The organism is Desulforamulus profundi, assembly GCF_002607855.1.
On sequence record NZ_AWQQ01000069.1, the window covers coordinates 13,000 to 27,929 of the forward strand.

10 protein-coding genes, 3 pseudogenes and 1 riboswitch are annotated in these 14,930 nt (G+C 44.7%); of the genes and pseudogenes, 3 read left to right on the forward strand and 10 right to left on the reverse strand.

The features are described 5' to 3' along the window. Positions 1–165: 165 nt before the first annotated feature. Positions 166–464, forward strand: a pseudogene (locus P378_RS11780) (IS1380 family transposase); the annotation flags it as partial. A gap of 707 nt (positions 465–1,171) precedes the next feature. Here P378_RS11780 and P378_RS11795 read toward each other — a convergent pair. From P378_RS11795 to P378_RS11825, 7 genes are read right to left on the reverse strand one after another with little or no spacing between them, the layout of a single operon-like run. Beyond that, positions 1,172–2,494: a TIGR03111 family XrtG-associated glycosyltransferase gene (locus tag P378_RS11795; RefSeq protein ID WP_099083388.1), complete on the reverse strand. Its 1,323-nt coding sequence runs from the start codon at positions 2,492–2,494 to the stop codon at positions 1,172–1,174. Next, on the reverse strand, positions 2,463–3,686 hold the full coding sequence (locus P378_RS11800; RefSeq protein ID WP_099083389.1) for an archaeosortase/exosortase family protein: 1,224 nt from the start codon (positions 3,684–3,686) through the stop codon (positions 2,463–2,465). The genes P378_RS11795 and P378_RS11800 overlap by 32 nt, the downstream gene beginning before the upstream one ends. Further along, positions 3,683–7,168 (reverse strand): 6-pyruvoyl-tetrahydropterin synthase-related protein, encoded by a 3,486-nt coding sequence (locus P378_RS11805; protein WP_099083390.1) that lies wholly within the window; start codon positions 7,166–7,168, stop codon positions 3,683–3,685. The genes P378_RS11800 and P378_RS11805 overlap by 4 nt, the downstream gene beginning before the upstream one ends. Positions 7,169–7,200: 32 nt before the next feature. Further along, entirely contained in the window at positions 7,201–7,668 is a 468-nt protein-coding gene (locus P378_RS11810; protein ID WP_180261079.1) for a DivIVA domain-containing protein, read from the reverse strand. 39 nt (positions 7,669–7,707) lie between these two features. Then, entirely contained in the window at positions 7,708–8,742 is a 1,035-nt protein-coding gene (locus tag P378_RS11815; RefSeq protein WP_143338476.1) for a hypothetical protein, read from the reverse strand. Positions 8,743–8,750: 8 nt separating this feature from the next. Next, entirely contained in the window at positions 8,751–9,299 is a 549-nt protein-coding gene (locus tag P378_RS11820; RefSeq protein WP_099083393.1) for a hypothetical protein, read from the reverse strand. Continuing rightward, positions 9,227–9,898, reverse strand: coding sequence for a hypothetical protein (locus P378_RS11825; protein ID WP_099083394.1), 672 nt, complete (start codon positions 9,896–9,898; stop codon positions 9,227–9,229). The genes P378_RS11820 and P378_RS11825 overlap by 73 nt, the downstream gene beginning before the upstream one ends. Before the next feature lie 549 nt (positions 9,899–10,447). Continuing rightward, a riboswitch (molybdenum cofactor riboswitch) is annotated at positions 10,448–10,570 on the forward strand. Positions 10,571–10,666: 96 nt separating this feature from the next. Here P378_RS11825 and P378_RS21780 point away from each other — a divergent pair. Next, on the forward strand, positions 10,667–10,870 hold the full coding sequence (locus P378_RS21780) for a hypothetical protein (RefSeq protein ID WP_238473166.1): 204 nt from the start codon (positions 10,667–10,669) through the stop codon (positions 10,868–10,870). A gap of 18 nt (positions 10,871–10,888) precedes the next feature. Next, positions 10,889–11,770 (forward strand): ABC transporter substrate-binding protein, encoded by an 882-nt coding sequence (locus tag P378_RS11835; RefSeq protein ID WP_099083395.1) that lies wholly within the window; start codon positions 10,889–10,891, stop codon positions 11,768–11,770. Positions 11,771–11,885: 115 nt separating this feature from the next. On the opposite strand, the pseudogene P378_RS11840 reads toward P378_RS11835, so the two are convergent. From P378_RS11840 to metA, 3 genes and pseudogenes are all read right to left on the reverse strand, one after another. Next, positions 11,886–13,441, reverse strand: a pseudogene (locus tag P378_RS11840) (ABC-F family ATP-binding cassette domain-containing protein). A gap of 63 nt (positions 13,442–13,504) precedes the next feature. Continuing rightward, complete coding sequence (locus tag P378_RS11845) at positions 13,505–13,723, reverse strand: hypothetical protein (protein ID WP_099083396.1); 219 nt, start codon at positions 13,721–13,723, stop codon at positions 13,505–13,507. Positions 13,724–13,987: 264 nt separating this feature from the next. After that, positions 13,988–14,903: pseudogene (metA, locus tag P378_RS11850) on the reverse strand (homoserine O-acetyltransferase MetA). Positions 14,904–14,930 lie beyond the last annotated feature (27 nt).

Below are 14,930 nucleotides of genomic sequence, written 5' to 3' on the forward strand. Positions count from 1 at the left end.
TCAAGGTTTGTCGGAAATAAGGTAGCTGTTACGTACCTCCTCTGCTTTGGTTTCCTCCAGTTTGCTAATTATAGCTTACAGGAATTTCTCGGGATTGTCTAACCCCGTTTTGGGAGGACAAATGTCCATATTTGTATTTTTCAATATTCACCTCGGGTGTGCTACATGAAAAAGTTGAAGAACAAAACCAAAAATAAGAACGACGATAAGCAAACTATTCTTTGTTATTGAACAAGGTAACGAGGACTGAACCACTCATTACGGTCTGGCTCTCATAGGTGCGTTACTGGCTAACACCAAGTTAAAAACACGCCTAAACAAAACAATGGCTACTGAGCAAAAAAATCCCCATATCTCTATATGGAAGCGTTGCTATTGCCTACATTGGCTTGGTGTGCCAGAGTAAGAGTGACTTTGACCATATAGAACCGTTCCGAGAAGATAATTTTTTCTCCATCTCATTACAGGAGTTATGCAGTATCAGGAAAATAGTTCCAACTCCATAACCCCAGTTTCAAATATTGCGGCCAGAATTTATCAATAAGACTTGAAAAACGCTCGGTTGCCGTGTCAAAATAGACTTGGATCAACTGCTCACAGCAGCGGATCCGACAGCTGGCGTTGAAAAAGTACCTTACCACTTCGCAGAGGGATGGGGCATGATTAACCAGGCCGCTAATGTAGGCAAAAGCTAGAAGCCAGGCCGGAGTCCCGGAGTCCCGGAGTGCTTGCGTATTCCGGACTGGGAAAACAGCAGAGACAGGTCAAACAAATCCCAGATTGACTTGAGGACCGGTATACCGGCACCTTTACCGTGATCTTTTTTCTCGAAAGTAGGTTTACATAGTTCCTTCATTCTTATCACCCATATCGCCAGAGTGATGGTAAAAAGTACCATCCAAAGCAATTATGGGGTATTTTCCGAAATGTCAAGTCTTTTTGTAAATTATCTGGATCTTTTTTAAAAAATCTTTGGGGTTATGAACTTCTATTTATTCCCACCAAGTGCATAACTCCTGAATAATAGATTATTTTGTTTAACAATTCAATGAATACAATTTGACAAATATCGTTAACTGCAAGCTAAGCCCGGTTTTTGGTTTACCAGCGGGACTGACCGTTCATTTCTGTGCAGTCCTGCCATAGCAGAAAGTTATTGATAAATGTTACATCATTTCCTTTGGGTACAATAACTCTTCAGTGCCTGAATTATTTGCTTGACAGGATTTTCCACTCGCCAGCTTTTTGGCTCAGTCACTCCCTGGACAATGCCGGCCAGGCGGAACCAGTAAGCCAAATAGCGGTAGAAGGGCAAGAAAAATATGACCCACCATATTTTTTTTAATTTTTCCCTGTAAGAATCTTTCACACTGTGGTAAGACACGACAAAATACAAAATTTCAAGTATCAGGTAACAAACAAATAATCCGATCATTGCCACCAACACCAACGGCAGGGAGTAACCAAGAAAGTATAAAAAGGGAATCAAGAAAGTCCATACCAACCTTGAAAATGCCAGCGTATGGTCCAGGATCAGGATCCGCCCCACAAAGTCTCGCATTGCCCGAAAGGCTACGGGAATCGTCTTGTTATACATGGCAATCACTTCAATTTCTCCCCGCTGCCAGCGGACCCGTTGGGAATACAACCGGGCTAATGATTCGATTGGCTCAACATAGGCAATTGCATCCACGCTGCCAATCCGCCTCCCGGTAGATTTAGTGATGTTTCTGATATGAAAAGTCAAATCGGTATCTTCTGAAACTGTCCGTTCTTGGTATAAAAAGGATTGTAGCATGGTTTCCCGGCGGAATATAGAAAAGGCGCCGGATAAGGTAAAAAGGGTATTGGTAATGGTTTGGTAACGCCTGCCTACATCGAAAGCCACCAGGTACTCTATCATTTCACAGTAATTAATCATGTCGATCAGCCGGGGGTTTCCCTTAACTTCCTTATCAACCCGGATGCTTCCGGTTGCCGCAACCAGTGCGGTGTCATTTTCAAATGTTTGAACAATATGCATGACCGCATCTTTATCCAGCCAGCTATCGGAATCCAAATTGATTAAATAGGTCCCCTGACCGGAATACATGCCAACATTTAAGGCAATCGATTTACTAGGCCGGTCCACCGAGGTCCACATAAGGGACATGTTCCGGTATTTGTATTGAAATTGCTGGAACACCTCAAAACTGTTATCTTTACTGCCATTATCCACACAGATAACCTGAATATATTCTACAGGGTAGGTTTGATTGATGATGGACAGCAGGCATTTTTCCAGGGTCGCAGCGGAATTGTATACAGGAACAACAATGGTGACATAGGGGTAATACGTTAAATGTTCCTTTTTCCCCAGCTTTCCCTCACCATAAAAGAGCAAGGTTGTAAAATAACCCACCGCCACAGAAACATCTGCAACCAGGGGCACTAACAGCCAGATCCCCCAAAAGATCATAAAGTCAAGTGCCCTTTCCAGTAATACTTGCGTCATTTTCGATGTTCTCCCGGACTATTTTTAATGATGGTTTGGTCAAAATCTCCCAGTACAGGGCAACAATCAGGATAAAGAATACCAGCCTGCCCAAAATTGAATGGGCAATAGAAGCAATATCGCGGCCAAACCAGTGAATAGAAAATACAACGATAAAAAGACGTAAGAGATTAATGGCGTAAACACAGACCACAGCCACCAGAGAGAATATCGCCTTTCTGGTAGGTTTGTAAGGAGGGTAGAATATAATCAACCCCAGTAAGATACACATTTCCAGGAGACCTGAGTTTTCGATGTCAACATTAAGGACAGTCCAGCTATTGTCTACCTCGGTCATAATTAAAAGAGTACCCACTGCACGGTCAAAAACATCAGTCCTGATATCAACATAATTTAACAAGTGGTGCAAGATTACGGCAGCCTGGTGTTCCAACTGGTATTCCACAAAAGAACCGCGCAAAAAGGAAACCAGTAGGAAGGTAAAACCCACAGCGCCCCAGATATAATAAAAAAGCCAAATACGGTGTCTGTAAAAAAATACTGTTACCGCTATCCAAAAGATTGATACAGCAGTAAGACTTAATTTGTTCTTAACCATAACAGGAAAAGGTGTCCACATGATATCGCCATAATCGGGTAAGCGATCACCGGCGCTCCCAATACCCGTTAAGTAAAAATTTACCGGTTGAGACGGGTAAACATTGAGATCCTCCATTGGAATGGCAAATTCGAATCTGGTTCCTCCCTCCCTGAGTCCGTCCCCCCATTCACCCCGGTAGTCGGATAAAAATTTACCGGTAACTGAATATAACCTAATATCAACTTCCCCACTACTCTCTCCTGGGTTAAAGGTGATTTCGGTAAATTTATCAATACTGTCCTTGTAACTTCCGTTGGCGTTGATATCAAAAAACATCCGGAATTGTAAAGTACCCGTTGGTTTACCTGTCACAGGATGTCTTTCAATCATAAAGTACAATTGTTTTTCATTTTCTGTAGTTCCCCAGGAGAGCTTTTTCAAATCAAGCCCGGCCGAACCATCACCCTCCCTGTCTGATAAAACAGTCCGGCCGCGCCAGTCTTCAAACTTTCCGTCCAACCTGATATTCTGTTCAGCCCCGGAGGAAGAGGCAAAAAACAAAAAGAGCAGAGCAACCAGTAAAGTTCCGAACATAGGACTTGTTTTTATCATGCAGTTTCACCCGCCCGCTTAACACGATAGAGGATAAAGATAAGTAAGAGGAGTGAACCTGCAGAAAGACCGATACCCAATAACTGGATGGGTATTAATGAGCGTTCTATGGTAATGACATGACTGCCGGCAGGTAGGTCTAATTGTAAAAGGTTTTCAAATTTACTATAGGGAGTTAAAACACCATCAATGGTTACTTTCATGTTATTCTGGGCTACTACCGGGACAATGGCCCCCAGGTTCCGCTCCGAACGGTAATGAATTTGATAACCATTTTTAGTCACCTTAAAATCAGCGAGGGGAATGATGTTCCAGGCATGATATTGGGAGCTAAGGCCTAAAATTTCCCTTAGCAGATCTAAAGTAACCTTGTCCCCGGTAAGAAAGGCCTGGTGAATCAGATTGCCTCCCAAAAAGCCGATCTTTTTCCCGTCCACCAGCTTATACCCGTAAACAGGAGCTTCATTACCATGATAGATAAATTTCAGTTCCACGTTATCCAATCCCAGCGGTACATAAAACGTTACCTTATCCAAACCTGCGGGGACGGGTGAATTTGGGGTGGCTGTTGCGGACCAGAGGGGTACAGAAAGGTTCTTTCCCTGTCCGAAAATCTCCAGGCGACTGTCCAGCAAAACCGGCTCACCGGCAACCCCTAAAAATTGTGGTGTTCCGGACAATACATTCTTTGACATCCCGGCCAGGTCTACCAATACTTGACCGCCTGCTGCCGCATAGTTCCTGACCGTTTCTTCCGCCTTTGATTTCACCTGCCACTCGGCCCCTGCCAGCAAAATCGTGGGATACTTCCTTAAAAAAGTGGGAGAATAGTCATCTATATAACGGGACACCCCCATCTCCACTTCAGGAAACAATAACCCTACGATTTCTGCATACTTTCCAATCACCAGGCATTTATAACTCTTCTCAACCAGATAGGGACCGTGATCATTGCTCAAGATGCTATAATAACCATCTGTTCCCCGCCGGTGGTAACCTGCAAGCATTGCAGCTTTGCGAAATTCTTCCGGATTTGTTAACACAGCGTCTGCAACCGCCATGTCTGTTATTCCCAGGTACAGGCCGGAGCGAAACAAAAATGGGTAATACTGTTGATCCAATCCATGGTTTGAAAAGATAATCTGTTTAGACGTCCAGTTCCCCTGCCAGACCCAACCGGTTCCTCGCCCATGACCGGGATGCGAGGAAAGTAAAAAAGACGGACTAGAATCTGCCTTTCTTAAATCAATCAAAGAATGACGCCAGCCGGTGGGATTCTGTAGTAATTCCGAACTTGGCAAACCAGGCCTGTCTTTTTCTGTCTTAGCCAGAAGTCCCAAAGAAAAGAGGCAATCTGTCATTAAAACCAGGAAAATCCCTGCCAGCAGTACCGCAGGGGCCTGTTTAAAACGTAATAACCAGTGCTGCTTGTTGCGTGTGGTGAAGGCAACCCCCGAAACCAGCAATCCAAGGGAAGCAAAATCGGTAAAACAGAGCGGCCAGGTCAGTTGACTCAAAGGAAGCAGGTGATAGATGGGCTCCAGGGAAGGAAAGGTGAGCACCATCAGGACAATGCCGCACATCGTTAAACTCCTGGCCCAGGACAGTTTTAACCGCCAAGTCAGGAAGTTTGCCAGAATTACAAAGAGTAAACTTATTCCCCAGTAAAAACTGTCGTGATCGGAAAAACGATAAAATGGGTCCAGGGCAATGGTGGCTGGAATGAGCCCGCTGCCGGCAGTGGATGTCCCGGTGTCCATGTGATTATTTAAAATAGGTAAAAGCCACCATGCAGATACCAAAATACCGGCTGTCAGGACAAGAATGCCCCGCAAGCAGTCCTTAAAACTGCACCCTTGAAAAATCCACAGGAAAAAGGTGAACAGGAACAGGCACAGGAAGTATCCCACACCGGTGTAAACCTGACCCAGGTTTACCAGTTGAAAAAGGAAAACAGTTATCGGAATGGCATAAATGGATTTCCTATTCTCCAGTACCCTGAGGTACATTTCAAGCAATACCGGCAGCAGGGCGGTAACCATGACCCTTGGCAGGTTGCCATCGACAAAGGCCACGTGGAGGTTAGTAATCCATACTGTCCAGATGATTCCGACTAATGTGGCGGGCCATAATCCCAGCCGCCGCTGAAAAATGAGACAGGAAAAACCCCCCAGCAGATAACACGTAAAAATAAAATACTTACCTGCTAAAATGAAGTCTCCCGTAATTGCACGGAAAAATGCCAGTAAATAATAAGACAGCGACCCCCAGTATATGAAGGGATCAAAGGAGGTATAGGAATATTCGAAAAACTGGGGAAAGTAATTTCCCTTTCTAAATTCATTATAAACATATTCTGCATGCCGGAGGTGCAACGAAGTGTCCGCCCCCCACGGGTAGTGCTGACCAGCCGGCGGGAAAAGGATGTTATAGTAAGCGACAATGGCAAATAGACTAATAACAGCCAGAGCCAACACCCAGTGTCCGGTGGCATACTTGCTGGGATTGCCGGTGGAAATTTCCCTGTCATTATGCTCGACAGCGTTTTCCTTATTTTCATCTTGTATTGGTACGGATGGCACAGGTTCTACACCGGCAGCGGCTTCTTTTTTAAACTCTGACGGCACCTCATACTGTTCCGGATTTTGAAGAATACGGTCAAACTCTTGATAGCGATTGGACACCTCAATGCCTCTGGTGGGTGTCTCCCAGACGGATAGTGTATTAAGACTCAGGCCAAGGTCTGCAAGGGTGTCTTCTAAACGGTTATAGAAATAAAGGGCCATGTTTTCAGTGGTTGGCTGAATGATGTTAAAGGGGTAAACTTCATTTAAGATGGTATTTTCATAGGGAACAAATACGGTTTTAATGGACTCGATAACTTTTGTAAAGGTTACCAGCTCCGGGTTGTCTGAGTTTACCCGGGCGCTGATTTGCACCTGCCAGGAGTGGGCGTGTACAGGCCCGGCAGTTCCGCTAAATGAAACAAAATGCCGCGCGTTCAAAAAGCAAACCATTTTAATGGTGTAGAGTGAGCCGTTTGTAAAGGGTTTAATCTCTTGAATGCTGACGGAATGTAAGTTTTCTCGGGAACTCCTGTCACCACCGGTGTTGTTTGTCTTACCAATGGTAATCAACTGGTTAACCAGATGATGATAAAGTTCAAGCTCTTTTTCCAACCGGGCTATTTCCGATTCAACAGACTTGATCAATGCTTCTTTTTCTCTGACAATTTTTTTCGTTTCTTCTACCGTTGATTCAGCCCGTTGTAGCGCTTGATCTTCAATTTCCCTCGCTATTTTCTTACTTTCGGCCAGGGCTCTTTCTACAGTCATCACTTCTGCTTCCCTGGCAGCCAGTTGGCATTTCAGAATGGTAATTTTATCCTCGGATTGCTTTTTCTGGTTGATTAGTGCTTGCAGTTCTTGTTTGAGTATTTCTATAACGTTATTTTCAAGACAAGCGATCTTGATCTCCCCCATTTTAGGAAGAACCACCCCAAGGTTTTGCCCGGCTATTGCTTAACAGCTAAGGTCGGTAAATACAAAACCTGACCGGTTAAGCCTTCCATCGTATCTAAGGATTGTTTGTATTTTTCAAGGATTTCTCCAAACTCTTGCCTGAAATGCTGTGCCTTCTGGCGCAACTTTTCCAGTTCCTGTTGTTTTTTCTGTAATTCTTCCTCAGCTTTTTCCAGCATCCTTTGAGCCGTTTCCCTGGCCTCTTCTTCAATCCTGGAGGCATTTTTTTGAGCAGTGATCAAAACATCTGCTATGGCATGCTCGCGGTCGATATATACCTGCAACTGTTGTTCTAAGGCCGCTACCCTTTCCCGAGATTCTGTCAGTTCATTTTTTAGCTTTGCAATTTCCTCCTGAAGGGAAGTGACCTTTTGCTGGTGTTCTTTGTCCATTTTTTCTATCTCATTGAGGACCTCGCCGGGCTTATAACCAAACAAAGTTTTGTTAAATGATTTAACCATGTTCATCACTCTCCGGTTATTCATTTCTATTTTTTTATTTTATTTTATTGAACCGAAAGTTTCAGCCACCTGTTGATAACCTTGTTTTAACCGGGTCCGGTAGGACGGTGTATCCCAGCCGGGCCACAAGTAGGGACTTATGCCTGTCTTAAAATCCTCTCCTGCTCTGGGCTGGTAATCCAGTAATTTACCGTCGTTTGTTACAGCAACATAGAACAGGAATCCCTCGGTCTTTTTAAAACCTATTTGATTTCTCTCAATCCTATCCTTTTGGGGGATAACCGGCCGTTGGTCGTAGAGAACCAGGTGAGAAGAGGGATCTCCCACGTTTAAAAGCAGCCAGGGAAGTCGTATATATAATCTTTGTCCGGAATCATCAACAAACCAGTGGGACAGTGAGTCATAGTCCGTGCTGGCCGGATCAAAATTACCGTAATGAAGTTTGCTTTCGTCCGCATAGATTTCCGGATGGATTGTGCCATCCTGCAGCGACACCTGCCGGCGGTTAACCAGGGGACGTACAGGTATAAATGATGGATCTTTCCCCGGGTTTGACATGAATTTAGGAACAGACCGGTTATAATCCGGTCTTGCCAGCAGGCGGGCTCCGCCGGAACCACTTATCTGCAGTAAAAATTCCGCCCCGCTGGGCAATGCCGGTAATCCTTGCAGCGGTAACCTGTTACTCCCATTCTGCCGGCCAAAGGTATCAATGGCAATGGATAACGCTAATTCTTTCTCTTTTGCGAAAAGCTCTAACCCCCTTTGGCCGGTTAGTTCTACCATCAGATAAAGATAGGCGGCATCCGCTTTTGCATAGAGAGCTGAAATAATATTTTGGTCATTGTGATCCGCCTGCCAGACTAAATCAAACTCACTGCCCAAAGGATGAAAGGGTGGTTCACAGGCCAGAATACCGTAATTTTGTTCGGGGTCCATAGCGTTATGCCAGTAGATATGTCGTTCATAGGGTATCATAAAGGGCTCTGTTATCCAGGTTTTCTTGGCCCATTCGTCAGCCCATTGGAAAATGCTCCCCCCGGCATATCCTTCTTTCATAATGGTTTTCATCATCCGGGCAATCATTTCACCCTGTTGCTTTTCACTGACACCGCCGTGATGCAGCCTTCCGGGTGCATGTGAGCCGTATTCAGGGAGGTTGACATGCCAAACTCTGCCACTAGCGCCGGGTAAGGCGGGTGTACTTCCATAAAATGCTTTAAATACCCACCGTAACGGAATACCCCCTGTTCATCGGTATACCCGGCATACCTGGCATCTCGATAGATAAAATCCGGGTAATTGGGATAAATGTGATAGGCCCCAAACAACCCGCCCAGTGACTTTGGACCGGGGAACAGGTGGGCCGGGTTTATTTCTTCGGCATCATCGGGATTCTTCCCTTGCATATATGCCGTTGTATGTTTCAGCGGGTCAAGGGTAGGCCAGCTGACAAAGGCCACCGGCATCTGCCAGCGATACTTATCAACTGAATAACTTACTGCAAAATCACACATTGCTGCCAGCCATACCTCAGAGGCACTGGCATTACCGGCTCTTATAAAGTTGCCGTTATATTCTTTTTTTTCTGGATTGGCCTCATTTGTGCTGTGTACTTCCTCAGGAAGCAACTCCCGTCCCACCATAAGGCCCAGCAGGTAAGGAGAAACATTTGCACGGTATGTCCCCCAGGCCCTCCCCGCTCTCTCGGTATATCCGCACAACCGTGAATTGCATCGATGACCCTTGCAATTTCCTGCCTGTAATTCTCTAAGTAAGTATTTTGATACAAATTACCATCCGGGACATCTTCATCCGGCCAGATTTCCTGTAGCAACCATAATCTTGGTCCGCCGGGTCTCATGTTAAATTCGTAGAGGGCCTCATAAAAAGTCGGGTCCAGCAAAGTGTAAACACGGATCGTATTGGCATTCATATTCGCGATCTGTTCAAACCATTCAAGATAAATCCTCTTGTTGGCCGGAAATTCCGTAAACCAGCGTCCGGGCAGGGCCGTTCCAATATTGACCCCTTTAACCGGTAAGCGATGCCAGGTACTTTCTGAATAGACCTCCAGATAACGCCCCGCGGTACGGGCCACCATCTTTATGCCGTCCTTTTCAGCATACTCCTGGGGTGTCTTGGTGTGATGATTACTGGGAAAACACCCGGGCAGAAGGATTAAACACAAGAAAAAACCTAACAAGTAAGGTGTTTTTGGCTTAAACATGTTCTAGCCCTCTCGTGAAAATATGTTATAACGTAATTTTTAATGCTTTTTGCAGGATTCTCTGACAAAATAATCCTTCGGTTCCCTCTATTATATCATTACAAGTTGTTCATAGTATAAAATGTTTATGAAGTTATATATAATTGACCAATTTTATTGTATCAGCGCATCTCTCGACATTTTCTCAACATGGAGTTTCCCAGATCAAATGATATAAAAAAGTGTGAATATAGAAAAGGAAATAATGGCTAGGAAGTAAAATATACAATTTTATAAGTATGGTATTTACATAGCATGATAGTTTAAGAAGGAGTTATCGCTTAAAATGTATTACATTGGGTATAGTGGGAAAGAGTACGTCTCATCTGAACCTACCTATGGACATTATTACGGTACAACCTGCCTTATCCTGGTGATAAAACATAAGACCACCAAAGTAAAGCACCCTTGATACTAAAATTCAAAAAAATTAACAAATTCGAGAAAAAGAAAAAGGAACTTTTATACTTTAGTAGAATACTGATACTTAAATGTGGATTTACAAAACCAAATACTATTAAACTCCGAGCTTCTGGACCTACAATAATTCTTTATCATGGTCCTTAAGCCGATAGGGTTTGTTTGGAAACGGACAAGCCTCCCGGTGCGGAAAGGAGGGAATCGACAGCGGTTTATATTGCCGTGTACTGCCTTTTTCGCACAGTACACGGCTTTTTATTTTATTAAGTGTACTGTGTATTCAACAACCATATTAAGGAGGGAAAAAGAATGAAAACAAACACTGTGTTGCTATTATTAGCTCTAGTATTTACTTTTTTGGCAGCTGGGTGCAGCAGCCAACCGGCCAAGGAAACCGCTACAAAACCGGCCGGGAAAACAAAAGAAGGACAAACCATTATCAAAGAATTCGGTGTTGATAAATACGGTGAACCTTTGTTCTTCCCCAACTCTGAGGAAGGCAAAAAATTATAATACACGGAGGTCGTTAAGATGAAAAAAAGGACTACAACACTCATTGCCCTGCTGTTAACAATGGTCATGCTGGTATTCGCCGGCTGTACCCAGCAGCAGACACCAAAGGAAGAGGCTAAAAAAGAAGAGGCTAAACCTGCAGCCAACAAGGAAGTAATTCTGGCTACCACCACCAGCACCCAGGACAGCGGCTTATTAGACGTACTGCAACCTGAATTTGAAAAGAAAACTGGCTATAAACTTAAGGTAATTGCCGTTGGTACCGGTGCTGCCCTGAAGATGGGTGAAAAAGGTGAAGCAGATGTACTACTGGTACATGCACCGAAATCCGAAAAACCCCTGGTAGACAGCGGCGTTGGCATTAACTACTCCCTGGTAATGCATAACGACTTTATTTTGGTAGGTCCGGAAAGCGATCCTGCCGGCATTAAGGATGCAAAAACTACAGCCGAAGCCATGAAGAAGATTTATGATAAAGGGATCATCTTTGTATCCCGCGGGGATGACTCCGGCACCCATAAAAAGGAGCTTGGCCTGTGGCAAGAAGCTAAGTTAGAACCCAAAGGCCAGAAGTGGTACCAGGAATCCGGTAGCGGCATGGGAGCAACCCTGAACATTGCTTCCGAAAAACAGGGCTACACCCTGACAGACCGGGCCACCTACCTGTCTCAAAAGGATAAAGTTAAACTGGCTATCCTTAAACAGGGCGACAAGTCCTTACTTAACATCTACCACGTAATGAACGTGAATCCTGAGAAGTTTAACAAAGTAAACGCCGAGGGTGGCAAAGCTTTTGTAGACTTCATGGTGTCTAAGGAAACCCAAGAAATTATCGGTAAGTTCGGCGTTGATAAGTACGGTGAACCACTGTTCTTCCCCGATGCCGGCAAAGATAAATAGAATTTATACTTCTGCATAGAAAATCCCGGTATACAATTGCCGGGACTTTCTCTTTTATAACAAAAAAGCCGCAACCCCTTATAATACAGGGGCTACGGCCTTGACTGGGCTATCCCTAAACGATCTTGGTGGTCCAGTCTTCTACGTTCCATATATCGGTTACCCAGTCCTCATAAAACTCCGGTTCGTGGGACACCAAGACAACTGTGCCCTTAAATTCTTTCAATGCTCTTCTCAGTTCCTCTTTGGCATCCACATCCAGGTGATTGGTCGGTTCGTCCAGCACTAACCAATTGACATCCTTCAGCATCAATTTACAAAGCCTGACTTTGGCATTCTCCCCACCGCTCAATACCATCATTTGACTGGTAATGTGCTCATTGGTTAAGCTGCATTTGGCCAGGGCCTGACGCACCTCGTAATTGCTAAGACCGGGATATTCGCTCCAGATCTCCTCCATGGCGGTGTTGCTGTTATTGCGGCTGCTTTCCTGTTCAAAATATCCGGCATGGATATTCTCCCCTAACTTTACTTCCCCGGAAACAGGCTTAATAATGCCTAAAAGGGTTTTTAACAGGGTAGATTTACCCAGCCCGTTGACTCCCCGGATGGCTACCTTTTGATTTCTTTCTAACATTACATTTAAAGGCTTTGTTAAGGCTCATCATAACCCAGAACTAGATCCACGGCCTCAAAGATAATTCTGCCGGGTGTTCTGGCTTCGTTGAATTTAAAAACGGGTTTAATTTTTTCCTTGGGTTTTTCCAACATTTCCATTTTATCCAGCTGTTTTTGGCGGCTTTTGGCACGACCGGTGGTAGAAATCCTGGCCTTATTGCGGGCAATGAAGTCTTCCAGTCTTTCCACTTCCTTCTGCTGCTTTTCATAGGCCTTTAAGTTCTGCCGTCTTTTTAATTCATATAACTGCAGGAATTGCTCGTAATTCCCGGTGTACCTGGTCAGAATGGTATTTTCCACGTGGTAAATCACATTGACCACGTCGTTTAAAAATGGAATATCATGTGAAACCAGGATAAAAGCATTTTCGTAATTTTGAAGATGCTTTTTCATCCATTCAATGTGCTCAAAATCTAAATAGTTGGTTGGCTCATCCAGAATTAAAATGGTTGGATTCTGCAGCAGCAGTTTGGTCAACAGCACCTTGGTTCTTTGGCCGCCGCTTAAATCAGCCACATCCTTGTTCAAGCCAATGTCAGCCAGGCCAAGGCCATTGGCGATTTCTTCAATTTTAGCGTCAATAGCATAAAAGCCGTTATGTTCTAAGATATTTTGGATCTCCCCCACGTCTTCCATCATGCGGGTTACTTCATCCTCGGATGCCTCGGCCATTTTATCGTAAATTTGAAACATTTCCGCTTCCAGGTCAAACATGCCTTGAAATGCTTCCCGTAAAACTTCTCGAATGGTTTTCCCTTTGGTTAGAACGGTGTGTTGGTCCAAATAACCCACGGTAACCCGGTTGGACCACTCTACTTTTCCCTGATCCGGCGTCAATTCGCCGGTAATAATATTTAAAAAGGTGGATTTACCTTCTCCGTTGGCCCCCACCAACCCTACATGCTCTCCCTTTAACAGCCGAAAGGATGCGTCTTCTAAAATAGCCCTGCCGCCAAACCCATGCGTCACATTTTCTACTGTTAATACACTCATTTTGCTTCTCCTTTTAAAGCATTATATTACCTTTGCCTTGTTTATTGTATCTTGCGGAAACTCTTAAGTCAAAAAGGAATCTTTCGTAAACGAGGAAAAGTTCCCCCAGCGACTGTTGTTTTTCTCTATTTCTTCTGCCGCTCGGTCCAGGAAGTTGCGGTCGTGGGAAACCACGATCAGGGCACTTGGGAAGTCATCAAGGTAATCTTCAAGAATGGTTAACGTTTGAATGTCCAGGTCATAGGACGGCTCATCCAAAAGCAATACGTTAGGGCTTCCCACCGGGTGTGTCTACCACTCCTATTTGGGGTAGTACCTACCGGGGGCAAATCGACTCTAGTAAAAAATAACCATACTCCGAGAAATAGCATTTTGCACGGGGTTGCTGACAAAGGACCCCATAAAAAAGAATAACAGGACAAGTGCCCAGGCGTACGGGGGGTATTGTATGGATGGAGGGATGATCGACCTTAGAATTCAGGGGGTAGAGCATTTGCCCCACCCCCTGAAAGTTTGGTTAGGTTATATGACCCGATATTCATGTGCTTATTTGATCTCGCTTATGTTATAGGGAGTTTCTTGATAGACATAATAGTTTAGCCAGTTGGAGAACAACAGGTTGGCATGACCCCGCCATCTAACCACAGGCGGGTTTTGCGGGTTATCTGCCGCAAAATAATTTTAGGTACGGCGATCTCAATACCCTTATGAAGATCCCTCTCATATTCACTCTTCAGGGTTAACGGGTCATACTCGGAATGACCGGTGACAAAGAACATCCGGCGGTTTTTTGTTGCTACCAGATAGATGCCGGCCTCCTCCGACTCCGACAGAATTTCAAGTTCGGGAACCCCTTCAATATCTTCTCTTTTAATTTCGGTGTAGCGGGAATGAGGGACATAAAATTCATCGTCAAAACCCCGCAGGAGTTTTATGTTTCTTTTATTGACACGGTGACTGAATACGCCAAACATCTTCTCAGGCAGTTTATATTTGGGAACGCCGAAATGAAAATACAACCCTGCCTGGGCTGCCCAGCAGATATGGAAAGTTGAAGTTACATTGTGCTTTGACCATTCCATAATTTCCTGCAGTTCTTCCCAATAGTCCACCTGGTCGAACTCCATATGCTCCACCGGCGCCCCGTAATAATAAGGCCGTCAAACTTTTGCTCCTTAACTTCCTCAAAGGTCTTATAAAAGACGGCCAGGTGTTCCTCGGGGGTGTTTTTGGAAACGTGGGTCCGGGTATACAGTAGCTCCACTTCCACCTGCAGCGGAGTATTCCCGAGCAGGCGGAGCAGTTGGGTTTCGGTGGTGATCTTGGTTGGCATGAGGTTCAGTATGGCAATCCTTAAGGCCCGGATGTCCTGGTGGACGGCCCGGGTTTCGGTCATGACAAAGATGTTTTCATTGGTCAGGATTTCCGTTGCAGGCAGGTGATCCGGTATCTTAATCGGCATGTCAACATCCCCTTCTTTTCCGTCGGT